The sequence below is a fragment of the Bacteroides sp. OM05-10AA genome, assembly GCF_003439055.1.
GTDB lineage: Bacteria > Bacteroidota > Bacteroidia > Bacteroidales > Bacteroidaceae > Bacteroides > Bacteroides intestinigallinarum.
In genome coordinates this window covers 354054-367527 of the sequence record NZ_QSUR01000001.1, presented here as the reverse complement: position 1 = coordinate 367527, position 13474 = coordinate 354054, and the positions used below count along the sequence as shown (strand labels likewise).

The 13474-nt window shown below is 43.7% G+C and carries 7 protein-coding genes; 3 read left to right on the top strand and 4 right to left on the bottom strand.

Annotated elements, in window-relative coordinates; genetic code table 11:
- Window positions 1-16: 16 nt before the first annotated feature.
- Window positions 17-2098 carry a RagB/SusD family nutrient uptake outer membrane protein gene (locus DXB58_RS01205; RefSeq protein WP_122135638.1) on the top strand — a complete coding sequence of 694 codons (2082 nt, stop codon included), beginning with the start codon at window positions 17-19 and terminating at the stop codon, window positions 2096-2098.
- A gap of 102 nt (window positions 2099-2200) precedes the next feature.
- Here DXB58_RS01205 and DXB58_RS01200 read toward each other — a convergent pair whose 3' ends face one another.
- The 4 genes from DXB58_RS01200 to DXB58_RS01185 form a co-directional block, all read right to left on the bottom strand.
- A complete protein-coding gene (locus DXB58_RS01200; RefSeq protein WP_009000444.1) occupies window positions 2201-2887 on the bottom strand; it encodes an SGNH/GDSL hydrolase family protein in 687 nt (228 codons plus the stop codon).
- 88 nt (window positions 2888-2975) lie between these two features.
- Window positions 2976-4358 carry a glycoside hydrolase family 28 protein gene (locus DXB58_RS01195; protein ID WP_199487898.1) on the bottom strand — a complete coding sequence of 461 codons (1383 nt, stop codon included), beginning with the start codon at window positions 4356-4358 and terminating at the stop codon, window positions 2976-2978.
- Between the two features lie 59 nt (window positions 4359-4417).
- Window positions 4418-6565, bottom strand: a complete 2148-nt coding sequence (locus DXB58_RS01190) for a beta-galactosidase (protein ID WP_122135637.1) — start codon at window positions 6563-6565, stop codon at window positions 4418-4420.
- Window positions 6566-6596: 31 nt separating this feature from the next.
- Window positions 6597-8954 (bottom strand): family 43 glycosylhydrolase, encoded by a 2358-nt coding sequence (locus DXB58_RS01185; protein ID WP_199487899.1) that lies wholly within the window; start codon window positions 8952-8954, stop codon window positions 6597-6599.
- A 242-nt stretch (window positions 8955-9196) separates the two neighbouring features.
- Between DXB58_RS01185 and DXB58_RS01180 the strand changes: the two genes are divergently transcribed.
- Together DXB58_RS01180 and DXB58_RS01175 are read left to right on the top strand one after the other, a co-directional pair.
- Window positions 9197-12073: a sugar-binding domain-containing protein gene (locus DXB58_RS01180; protein ID WP_122135636.1), complete on the top strand. Its 2877-nt coding sequence runs from the start codon at window positions 9197-9199 to the stop codon at window positions 12071-12073.
- Between the two features lie 129 nt (window positions 12074-12202).
- Window positions 12203-13441 carry a rhamnogalacturonan acetylesterase gene (locus DXB58_RS01175; protein WP_122135635.1) on the top strand — a complete coding sequence of 413 codons (1239 nt, stop codon included), beginning with the start codon at window positions 12203-12205 and terminating at the stop codon, window positions 13439-13441.
- Window positions 13442-13474 lie beyond the last annotated feature (33 nt).

The following is a 13474-nucleotide window of genomic DNA, read 5'->3' as shown; positions in this document are numbered from 1 at the left end:
TTAAAGTAAAGACATTATGAAATTAAATAGAATATTATTTGCTGCTTTAATGGCCAGCGTAACAGGAAGCTCGATCACTTCGTGCAGTGAATCTTTCCTTGATGAGAATTTAACAACTCAATATAGTACCGACCGCTTTAAGACACAAGAAGGTCTTGATGAATTAGTAACTGGAGCCTATCAGAAACTGAAATTCAAATTCAACTATATATGGGGGATTCAGTGCTACAACATGGGAGTAGATGAATTTACTGATGCTAATAATGTTATTCCAGCATGGAATCACTATAGTCAAGATTTAAATTCATCTGAAAATGCCGCCAACCAACCTATCTGGGACAATTACTACGGACTGGTTGAACCCGCAAACATATTGATCCAAAACATACCTCAATATTATAACCAAAGTTCACCCACATATAACACACGCTTGGGAGAAGCACACTTTCTAAGAGCCTATGCTTATTTTGAATTAGTGAAGCAATTTGGTGGTGTGCCGTTGAAATTAGTTCCATCTACAAGCGCGGAAACATACTTCACACGGAATTCTGCTGAAGAAATATACACACAGGTCATAGCTGATTTTGGAGAAGCCTACAGACTACTTCCGGATAAAGGTGAATCAATCGGACGAATTAACAAATATGCTGCTGCCCATTTCCTTGCAAAAGCACATTTATTCCGTGCCTCCGAATTGTATAGCGATTGGAATAGTAATTATGTAGCATCCGACCTCGATGCTGTTATTCAATATGGTTCGGAAGTTGTAGACGCACATCCATTGTGTAATGATTATGTAGAACTTTGGGACTATGAACAGCCGAACGGAGCCAATGAAAAAGTAAGTGAAGTGATTCTGGCAGCTCAATTCTCTAATGATGAATCAACATGGGGACGTTATGGAAATCAGATGCATCTTTATTATCCGGCCGTATACCAAGGTAATGATATAGGTGGATGTAAACGTGACATCTCCGGAGGACGTGAATTCTCATACGTAAGTGCCACAGAGTATACCATGCAGGTATTTGACCGTGTCAATGACTCTCGTTTCTGGAAATCATTCATTACCTGTTATGGAGCCAACGAAACCAAAAGTGCTCCCACCTGGACAGCAGAAGATATGCCATACGCTCCGGCAGGTGTAAAAGAAGGTGACAAACGTTTCAGTGGAGGTGAACTCGGTATGAAATACATCGTTAATGACCCGGGAGACAACCGCTATGAGAAATATTCCAACGCTCCGGCATATACTGTTTTAAAAGATGGAAAAATGTGTAACACGTATACATATGTACGCTATTTCAAAGGACAGGAACACAGCTGGAATATAAATGAGAAAACAGGTAATTATTACGATATCATACCTCACAAGCGTTCAGTAGCTTTATCTAAATTCCGTGATGGTTATCGTGTTTCCATAGCATCGCAATTCGGTACTCGCGATGCTATCATCGCCCGTTCGGCAGATGATGTACTAATGGTTGCCGAAGCATATATTCGTAAGGGTGAAGCCAATTATGATAAAGCTGTCGAATGGATGAACAAACTGCGTGAACGTGCCGGTTATAAAACAGGTGAAGACCGTAGTAAAAACATAGATGGTGGACAAGCCTATAAGAATAATCCTTATTGTTCCGGGAAAGGAGGTGGTCACTCCTCCGAAGGTGCTATTTACTGGGAAGAAAACACCTATTATGAGTCAAACAATATCGAACAGGAGACTACTGCTTCTACCAAAACTACAATGAAATTAAATAGTGTGGCAGATGTTTATAACTCTACAGTCGACACTCCTATCTACAACGAACTGGGCTGTACATCCAATGCTGACAAAATGATGTGCTTCCTATTAAATGAACGTACCCGTGAGCTTTGTGGCGAATTGCAACGCTGGGAAGATCTGGCACGTACCAAGACGTTAGACGCCCGCTGGCATAAATTCAACGATGGCGCCAGCAGAGGTCTTGGCGAATTCAAATCGGAGAAACATTACTATCGCCCGATCCCCCAAGCCTTCTTGGACGGTATCACCAATTCAAATGGTTCTGCACTAAGCAATGAAGAAAAGAAAGCAATACAGAATCCGGGATATTAAGATAAACAACTAATCTTATTGCCACTTGGCACTCTTTGAAATAGTATTCCTAATCAAAGAGTAGCAAGTGGCAATATCATTTCTTATATTTCCGTTGTTTTTTCACTTCGTCTTCTTCATAAACATCTTAATCTGATCGCTAATCTGCTCCATCCCCTTTATCGAAGGATGACCGCTCTTTTTATCAATATCATGCAGTTCAATACAATCAATATTATAGTGATGACAGATAGCTCTGACCGACTCGTTAAACTCTTCCTTTAAACCTGAATTCAGCAGAAAATAGATCTCAACATTAGGATAACGATCAATCATGTGGTCGAGCAGATATGCCATGGCCGGACGGAATGTATATAAATCTTCCTTGGTCCACCCTTCATACTTGTAATCCCCAAGCGGTGAGCCGGCCCAACAATCATTCGTTGCACCGAAAATAAAGATGATATCCGGACATCCCAGCTTATCCATACGGGTAATAAAAGAACGATCCGAATAATCAGCCTGATTATAACCGGTATTACAAATCGTTGCACCGGAAAAAGAGTTGTTGACACAAAGGCGGTAGTTATTCTCTTTGATGAATTTATGCCACCAGGTCTGCTTTACGGAAGTTACATCCGTTTGCTGCCGCGGAGAAACATAATACCAAATGCTATTGGTATCGGGTTGCAGGTATCCTTCAAATGTTGAATACGAATCGCCTAAAATAGATATAGATTTCAGGCTTTGAGCAAAGCTGATACTGCTATATAAAGTGATTAGCAGTAATAAATAAAAGGATTTCTTCATCTTAGCATAAAGTTTTCAATTTTGCTGCTAAGATACTACATTATACTAAAATTATAGCATGAAATTTTCTGTTACTTTCAGGAAAGGGTTATTTCCCTTTCCTATCATAAGTCACATTCTTTTCCACTACATTCTCTACATTATTCACTTTCTTCACAAACTCTTTCACCCCACCTACTTTCACATTCTCAATCGTTACATTCTTAACCGGTAATTTGGCATTCCCCTTCAATTCATAGATGGCATCTGCCGACTCACAAGTCACCTTATCCATATAAATGCCATCAATACGGGTAATCCGTTCCTCATAAGTAGGTACTAGATCTTTCCATTGATACAATACTTCCGTATCTATTTCAAGCACCCGTTGAGCCGTGCCTGCCTGTACATTTTTCATGTAAACGTTTTCTATAAATCCACCCCGACGATGATTGGTCTTCACGAAGAAAAGACGCATTACCGAATTAGGAGCCGTGCAATCGTGCATATAGATATTCCGTATGCCTCCGGATATTTCACTTCCGATGCCAAGCAAAGTATGCCCTTTAAGAATTTGACAACGACGGATAACAATATTTTCACAAGGAGTATTCAATCTCCAGGCATCCTGATTGCGTCCGGCCTTGATAACTACCGCATCATCCCCCTGATCGAAAGAACAATCCTCCACCAGAAAGTTACGACTCATTTCAAAGTCGATACCATCGTTATTATGTCCATGAGCTTTCACATCCAGATTACGTACCACTCCCCCATCACACATATAAAGGTGAATGGTCCAAAACGGACTTTCACGTATCTTAAATCCATCCAACAGCACATTCTTGCAACGATTGAAATGAATCAGATGCGGACGAAGATGATTCTCCCCTATTGCCATCTGACGTTCGATTACAGGGACATTAGTCGAAGCTTTTGTATACAACTCCTTCAACGCTTCCAAATGAGGCTGGGGACGTTTGAACCAAACTCTCCAGGCATCCATTTTCGGCTGGAGAGTTCCTTTACCCGTAATCGCCACATTCTCACATTCAAAAGCATAAAGTAAAGGAGAATAGTTATAACATTCCAAGCCTTCCCAGGAAGTCATCACTGCTGGAAGATAATCAGAAGGATTATCCGTGAAATTCAAAACCGCATTCTCTTCCAAACAGAGGTTTACATTACTCTTGAAATGAATAGGCCCGGTCAGCCATGTACCAGCCGGAACAACCACACGTCCACCTCCCGCTTGATTACATGCTTCAATAGCAGCAGCAATGGCTTTTGTATTATCCGCCTCACCTCCCGGTTGTGCACCGTAATCCGTTATCGGAAAGTCTTTATCGGGATAAATAAAGATTTTAATAGGCTGCATGGGAAAAGGCGCTTTCACCTTTACCGTCTTATAATTATCACCGGCAAAAGCCAAAGAAACTGTCAACAGACCAAAGCAGATACCTGCCATATATTTCAATAAGTTCGTCTTCATCGTATGATTCTATTTTTAATTCATTCAAGTCCTGCAAAGATAAAAATATCCTTTTATTGTTACATTGAAAAGACCAATACCCCTGCCGTAGGAATTTCCGCAGTTCCTATCAGTACCTTGCCCCCTTTCGGCAAGTTGAATGTATAAGGACGATCCGAATAATTCAAAACAATTCCCAATCCATTACGGTATTCCATTGTCACACCATAAGGCAGATCCATCACCGGGATATTCAGTTGTGCATATAGTTTCTTCAATATATCTTTTTCCAATGCTCCATCATGACTGTCCACTCCAACATAAGTGATTGTTCCCTTTCCTAATTTACGGAAAGTGACAGCCGGACTTCCTTCATAGAATTCGTTTTTATAAGTAGCCCAGACCTGTGCATCAGTGGGAGGATTCAGTATTTCTCCCCATGTATTCCAGGCATACTCCTTTCCATTCATCACTACAGTACCGGGATCTTCAGGAAGAAGTAAATCGTAAAAGTTCATTTCGTTTCCTGTCAAAGGAGCGATCATGGAACCGAAAGGAGCTTCAGGAAGACGGCCATAACGATCCTTTTGTGCCGTACGGCAGGTTAAGATTAGATTTCCGCCATTCTTCACGTATGCAATCCATTTATCCACCAGTTCTTTATCAGCCAATTGATAAGCCGGTATTACGACCACCGGATAATCGGATAAATTCTTTGTCTCTGATATAAAATCGACAGGAGCTCCGAATGATTTTAGGGTACGATAGTACTTTTCGATGTGTGCAAAGGTGTCCCATGTACGATTCTGCTTCTGCCGCTCAATACTCCAGGAATTTTCATGATTGAAAAGAATTGCAGTACGACGGGCAAGGTAATCGGCAGGTTTGGTTTCACGGGAAGAGCTATGTTTACGAAGTTCACGAATCTCCTTTATAAATGTCTCATATTCTCTTCCGCCGGGAGTAACAGTCACTCCGTCCGTGCCGACAATTCCGTAATGATATTGTTCCGTGCCGTAAAGAGGTTGGCGATAACGATAGGTGCAGATAAAATCACTTCCACCGGCAAACACACTCCACATCCACAGACGAACTGCGCCCGGAAGAGGTTGGGGATTAATACTGCCCCAGTTCACCTGTCCCGGCTGTAATTCCATCACACCATAAGTTCCCTGTATCGGACGGAAAAAGTCATTTGCCCAGGCTATCCGCAACGGATTACCTACCCGGTAGCCTCGACGACCAATCCCCTCATTATCACCATATACCATATAACGGGTATAACTTTGAAAATCAAGCGAGGGACTACCACCGATGTGACCTTCATCATAATTCGGTATATAATTCGTAGTCACCCATTGGTTCTTTGCATATTTCTTTATCAACAGACATTGTTCGTTCAGGAAATCATTGGTTTGTGATGCAGCAAAACGGCGGTAATCCAAAATTTGATGATGATTCATAAACATCTGTACGCGCTTGGGAAGCGTTATTTCATCAAAAGACGAATAAGCCTCACTCCAGAAAGCAGTGCCCCATGCATTATTTAAAAATTGAATGTCATTATTGTATTTGGCACGGAGAAAATCACGGAAAGCAAGCTCTGCTTTCAGATTATAATCAAACTGTACAGCAGGTTCGTTGTCGAGTTGCCATCCGATAATACGGGAGTCATTGCCATAATGTTGCGCCAGTTTTTCAATCATCTTGTATGATAATTCCCTGTAAAGAGGCGAAGCAAATGAAGCATGCTGGCGAGCACCGTGGTCAAGTATCGTTCCATCCTCATTCTTCAATAGAATTTCGGGATATTTCCGGCTCATCCATACAGGAGGAGTGGCAGTAGAAGTACACATGATAACTTTCAAATCATACTTGGCTGCCAAAGCTACAGCCCTGTCCAACCATGCAAAATCATAGCGTCCCTCTTCCGGTTCCAGTTGCGCCCAGGCAAACTCGGCAAAATGGGTAAATTCAAATCCCAGTTCATGCATTTTCTTGAAGTCACGTTCCCACTGGCTCTCATCCCAGTGTTCGGGATAATAATAGACACCCGTCAAAGTCAGGTCTTTATCATCAAACCAGGGAGAAGTTTCAATTACAGTCTTTTGAGCTTGCTTCTGTCGAGTTCCGGTTGCCAGTCTCTCTGCTGCCTGTATTCCGGTAGAAACGGTTAATAGACCGGCACAGAAAGTAGCCAGAATTTTACTTTTTACCATATACTTCATAAATTCGATTGATTATTAGCGTTATAAAACGTTATTCATATATTTTCCATTCCCACAAACCGGCATCTCCCCTGTGAATATGAAGACGGAGATAACGTGTCTCTCCTATTTCCCTAGCAATGTGTGGAGAGCATACTTGCACTTTGCCTTGTTCGGCACATGTCTGCCAATGTTTTCCGTCGATAGACTTCTCCAATCGCCAGGTATGTCCTTCAGTAGGACGGGTAAAATAGAACTGGCACTCCCCGACCTTACGGATTTCCTTTAAATCGACTGTAATAAACGGACTGCTATCCGTATCAGCCGCCATCCAACGGGTTCCATTCGATTCGTCAGCTACATGGGTAGCCTGATAAGTATGCGTGCGGGTATAGCTCTTCACCGAACCTTTTTCCGGCAACGGTTGATTGGGTTGCGTTTCGATATTGACCACGGAAGTACGGGGAGATTTCTCACTGGAAGCATAAAAATGCGACTGTAATGCCAGATTCGGCCGGGTCTCTTGGGAAGCAGCCAGATAACCTACACCACGCATATCGGGGATTAATGTCTTTATCGTTCCATCGTCATTAAATTCCATCCGGTTAGCATACACTTGACGGGTAGTTCCGCCATCTCCGTATTCCAGATAGAGAAAAATATATTCACCCGTTCCCTCGTCATAAAACACGTTGCCATGTCCCGGTCCCCACACTTGATTTTCAGGAGAAGAGAATAAAAAAATGTCGTTCCCCTCCGGCTTTACAAAACCCGTCAAAGGAGACTCGCGGCTCATCATATAAGCATTGACATAATTCTGATGACCACTCAACGTATAAATATAGTAATAGATACCTTTACGCTTAAACATCACCGGACCTTCGGAATACCCCTGGCGGGCTGTTGCCAGAGTTACCGGCTCACCATCCAGATGAAGCCTGTCCGCAGAAAGCCGTCCCGCATTCCGGCGACGCCAGAAGATATATCCTGAACCGTCGTCATCAATAAAAGGTTCTCCGTCAATATCATCAACGACAGCGGGGCTATCTGTTCCTTCTTCTCCGGGAGGCAAAAGCCCCTGTCCCGCAGTAAAATGGAAAGGACCGTCCGGGCGATCAGCTACAAGCACATAAGTTCCCATCTTGTCATCCGGTTTCACAAACGTAACGTATAAATAAAACTTGCCGTCCTGCTCAATCACTTTTCCAGGCGCCCAATACCGGAAATAGCCCTTTTTCTTTTCACCTTTATCATTCGTGTAGTCATATCCTTTCGACCAGTCGAACCCGCTGATATGGGAACCTTCGAAACTCCAGTTCACAAAATCTTTCGATTTCCATACGACAGGAGTTCCGGCACGTCCAAGTCCGTAATCCAGATCGGTAGTGCCATAAAGATAATAGGTATCACCAAATTTGGAGACAGACGGATCCGCCAGATTATCGGGAATAAGCGGATTATAGTTCCGGTCGGCAATCAGTGACTCCACAATGGAGGCATCCACTGCAAACGCCGTTCCATGACGAATCCCCCTCGGAAAAAAGACCTGATCGGACACATCTTCCCATGTTTCACCATAGTCCAAAGAACGAACAGCTCCATAACGATGGTCACGGTATTTATCAAAATAGACATAAAGCGTATCACCTACAAAAAGAGGAGCCGGACCTTCCGCCCAATATTTTCCTGTAATAGGTGCCGATACTTTGGTCGGGAATCCTTTTTCCATCTTCTTTGTACGCGTCACACGCAAATTCTTTTCCGGCGGATTGGAATTTTCATTCTTGACTACCATTATCAGGTCTTCCCGCTTCGGGTCTTTCACAATAGCGGCATCAATCACACTGAAATCTGGATTGAAGAACATCTTCGTCTTTGAAAAAGTACGAAAATTCTTCGTTGTTACATAATAAATACGATGATTCAGTCCCTTCTCACTTTCACTGGTAGCCACTTCTTTGTGACGGCCGGGAATCGTAGTTGCCCAAAAGATATAATAGGTTTGTGAAGGTTCATCATAAAACAGTTCGGGAGCCCAACAGTTATGTGCATCCGACTCGTACATCATCACAGGGATTGCTTGTTGCTCACTCCAATGAACCAAATCGCGTGAAGAGGCATATCCGATAATCCGGTCCGTCCAACTGGAAGTCCAGACCATGTGAAAAGTTCCGTCCGGCGACTGGCAAATGCTGGGGTCACGCATTAATTTATCTTTACCAACCGCAGGGGTAAGATAAGAACGTCCGCCATGTAAAGGCAGCCAGTTCAATCCATCATAACTATATGCTAAATGCAGTCCGTCTTTACTGTCATTGATAAAATAAGAAAAGAGGTAAGCTGTCTCACCGGCAAAGACTGTCATCACCGACCAAAGACTTAGAGCTATCCAGATTACTACTTTTTTCATGGTTCCTTATTAAGATTAAAAAGTTTACCTTGCAAAGATAAGGCATCTCCGCCCCTCCTCAAAGATAAAGAGCATGGACAATATTTCAAATCCATGTAGTTTTGTACACGAACGCTTTTATAAGTCCATTTTGATACAATATTCTATGTATCTGTACATCTTTCTATTTACTAAACCCTTAAAAAGCTCTACTTTAGCGGCAGATTTTAAAAAGAATGAAAAACATATCAACTCTATATATCATGAAACGACTTTTAGTAAGTATTGCTATCGTATTTATCTCCATACTGACCGTAGCGGGACAAAATCACTCTTTCAGCTTATCCGGCAAATGGAATTTCCGGATAGACCGGGAAGATACCGGCGTCAAGGAACAATGGTTCAAAAAATCCCTCGACGATTCTATCAACCTGCCCGGCTCCATGCCCGAAAAACTGAAAGGAGATGAAGTGACCGTCCGTACCCAATGGACCGGAAGCCTCTACGACAGTTCTTACTACTTCAACCCATATATGGAAAAATACAGGATAGAGGGACAAGTAAAGCTACCCTTCTTTCTGACTCCCGACAAACATTATGTAGGTGTGGCCTGGTATCAAAAGAAAGTGACAATTCCGGCTGACTGGAAAGGAGAAAGAATCACTCTTTTTCTGGAACGTCCGCACATCGAAACTACTGTATGGGTAAATCAGCAGGAGCTTGGTATGCAAAACAGTCTTTGTGTTCCCCATGTCTATGACCTGACTGCTGCAACCACCCCCGGAAAAACGTACCTGATTACCATCCGTATCGATAATAGAATCAAAGAAATCAATGTAGGTCCAGATTCTCACAGCATCACTGACCAGACACAAGGTAACTGGAACGGTATCGTCGGACGAATCGAATTACAAGCTACTCCCAAAGTCCATTTAGAAGACATTCAGGTATATCCCAATTTGAGCAATCAGAAAGCGCTGGTTCGCATGAATATACAGTCTGCTTCTTCCACCAAGGGAGAGATCACCCTTTCCGCCGAGAGCTTTAACACGGACATTCAGCACAAAGTGGCTCCCGTACATCAAAGTTTCAACATCCGTCCGGGAGATAATCCGGTGGAAATGGAACTTCCGATGGGAAAAGAGTTTCTGACGTGGGATGAATTCAGTCCGGCACTTTATAAACTGACGGCAAAATTGACCAACGGCAAGCAAACTGACACGCGACAAGTACAGTTTGGTATGCGTGATTTCAAGATAGAAGGGAAATGGTTCTATGTAAATGGTCGCAAAACGATGCTTCGCGGTACGGTGGAAAACTGTGATTTCCCATTGACAGGCTATGCGCCGATGGATGTAGCTTCTTGGGAACGGGTGTTCCGCATTTGTCGTAACTATGGCCTGAATCACATGCGCTTCCACTCTTTCTGTCCGCCGGAAGCAGCTTTCATCGCTGCCGATCTGGTCGGTTTCTATCTGCAACCGGAAGGACCGAGCTGGCCGAACCACGGTCCGAGACTGGGTAACGGACAACCGATTGACAAATACCTGATGGACGAAACCATTGCACTGACCAAGGAATATGGGAATTACGCTTCTTACTGCATGCTGGCTTGCGGCAATGAGCCTTCCGGTCGTTGGGTGGCATGGGTCAGCAAGTTCGTAGATTATTGGAAAGCAACCGATCCGCGTCGTGTATACACAGGAGCCTCCGTTGGAAACAGCTGGCAATGGCAACCTCACAATGAGTATCATGTGAAAGCCGGCGCACGCGGACTTAGTTGGGCAGGTGCGCAACCGGAAAGTGAATCGGATTATCGTGCAAGAATCGACACGGTGAAACAACCGTATGTATCACACGAAACAGGTCAATGGTGCGTATTCCCGAATTTCAATGAGATCCGTAAATATACCGGAGTCAACAAAGCGAAGAACTTTGAAATCTTCCGGGATATTCTGAACGATAACCACATGGGAAGCCAGAGTCACGACTTTATGATAGCTTCGGGCAAATTGCAGGCACTCTGCTACAAACATGAGATTGAAAAGACCTTGCGTACTCCGGACTATGCGGGATTCCAGTTGCTGGCTCTCAATGATTATTCCGGCCAGGGAACTGCATTAGTCGGTGTACTGGACGTGTTCTTTGAAGAAAAAGGATATATCAACGCAGAACAGTTCAGACGCTTTTGCAGTCCGACCGTACCTTTGGCCCGTATTCCTAAATTTGTATATGCCAACAATGAAACATTCCATGCCGACATTGAAGTATCTCATTTCGGAGCTGCTCCCTTGAAAAGTGCAAAAACAGTATATACCATTAAGGATAAATTCGGAAAAATATATGCTCATGGAACTGTCGGTACCCATCACATTCCCATTGGAAATCTTTATTCTCTGGGTAGTGTAGATATGACTCTGGAAGGAATCAATACACCGCAGAAACTAAATCTGGAAGTACGTATCGAAGGCAGTGATGCCGTAAACGACTGGGATTTCTGGGTATATCCGGCACAAGTGGAACTGGTACAAGGAACAGTATATACCACCGACACCTTGGATGCCAAGGCATTGGCAGTGTTGCAAGACGGAGGAAATGTGCTGATTACGGCTGCCGGAAAGATACAATACGGCAAAGAAGTCAAACAATACTTCACTCCCGTATTCTGGAACACTTCCTGGTTTAAGATGCGTCCGCCGCACACAACCGGTATTTTCCTGAATGAATATCACCCTCTTTTCCGCGAATTCCCTACCGAATATCATAGTAACCTTCAATGGTGGGAACTGCTGAACAAAGCGCAGGTGATGCAATTCACCGACTTCCCGGCAACATTCCAGCCAACGGTTCAAAGTATTGATACCTGGTTTATCAGCCGGAAAATCGGCATGTTGTTCGAAGCAAAGGTCTTGAACGGTAAATTGATGATGACCAGTATGGACATTACTTCCCAACCGGAAAAACGAATCGTTGCCCGACAGATGCACAAAGCAATACTGGATTATATGAATTCGGATGCTTTCCGTCCGACAGAGAAGATAGCTCCGGAGTTGATTCAGGCATTATTCACCAAAGTGGCGGGAGATGTGAAATCTTATACCAAAGATTCACCTGACGAGCTCAAACCGAAAATTAACTAAATGGAAATTTATCAGGCACGGATTACACGGATTACGCTGTTGCTCTATAGAAAGCGTAATTCTAAAAACCGTGAAATCCGTGTAATCCGTGCCTAAATTTCATAAACAATATACATTAATATTATTCACATGAAAACTACGGTCATAGGCTTGCTACTCTTGGCTACGGCAAATATCCATGCACAGGAGAAAGCCCAAACATACCAGTTGGCAGATGCTCCCCGCTACAGTGAGGAGACGGGATATGGATATGATCTCGTCGCTACTCCCGAAAAAGGCAGTAAGGCACCCTTCTTCTTTTCTGTCCGTGTGCCGGACGGTAACTACCAAGTAACCGTTCGCCTAGGAAGCAAGAAACAGGCAGGAGTGACCACTGTAAGAGGCGAGTCACGCCGACTATTCATTGATAACCTTGCGACCAAAAAGGGACAATTCGTAGATGAAACATTTATCATCAACAAACGCAATCCCCGCATTTCCGAAAAAGAATCCGTACGAATCAAACCCCGCGAAAAGGCCAAACTGAACTGGGACGATAAACTGACGCTGGAATTTAACGGCGATGCACCTGTATGCCAGAGTATCAGCATCGAGCCTGCCGATCCGTCGGTGATTACCGTTTTTCTATGCGGTAACAGTACCGTAGTCGACCAGGACAACGAGCCATGGGCCAGCTGGGGACAAATGATACCTCATTTTTTCGGTACGGACGTTTGTATCGCCAATTATGCGGAATCGGGCGAATCAGCCAATACGTTTATTGCCGCAGGACGTTTGAAAAAAGCATTGAGCCAGATAAAGAAAAGAGATTATCTTTTCATGGAATTCGGGCATAACGACCAAAAGCAAAAAGGGCCGGGTAAAGGAGCCTATTACTCTTTTATGACCAGCCTGAAAACATTTATTGATGAAGCCCGTGCGCGGGGAGCATACCCTGTACTGGTCACTCCCACCCAACGCCGGAGTTTCGACGCAACCGGACATATCCGTGACACACACGAAGATTATCCGGAAGCCATGCGCTGGCTGGCAGCTAAAGAAAATGTTCCGTTGATCGATCTCAACGAAATGACCCGTACACTTTATGAAGCTTTGGGAACAGAAACGTCAAAACGTGCTTTCGTACACTATCCGGCAGGCACTTATCCGGGACAGACCAAAGCTTTTGAGGATAACACCCACTTCAATCCATACGGAGCCTATCAAATAGCCCAATGTGTGATTGAAGGAATGAAGAAAGCCGTACCGGAACTGGCTAAACACCTGAAAATAGACCCGTCCTATAATCCGGCACAGCCGGACGATGTGAATGGTTTCCACTGGAACGAATCACCATTCACGGAAATAGAGAAACCGGACGGAAATTAGGAGATAAGTATTAGGTATTAAGAATTAAGAATT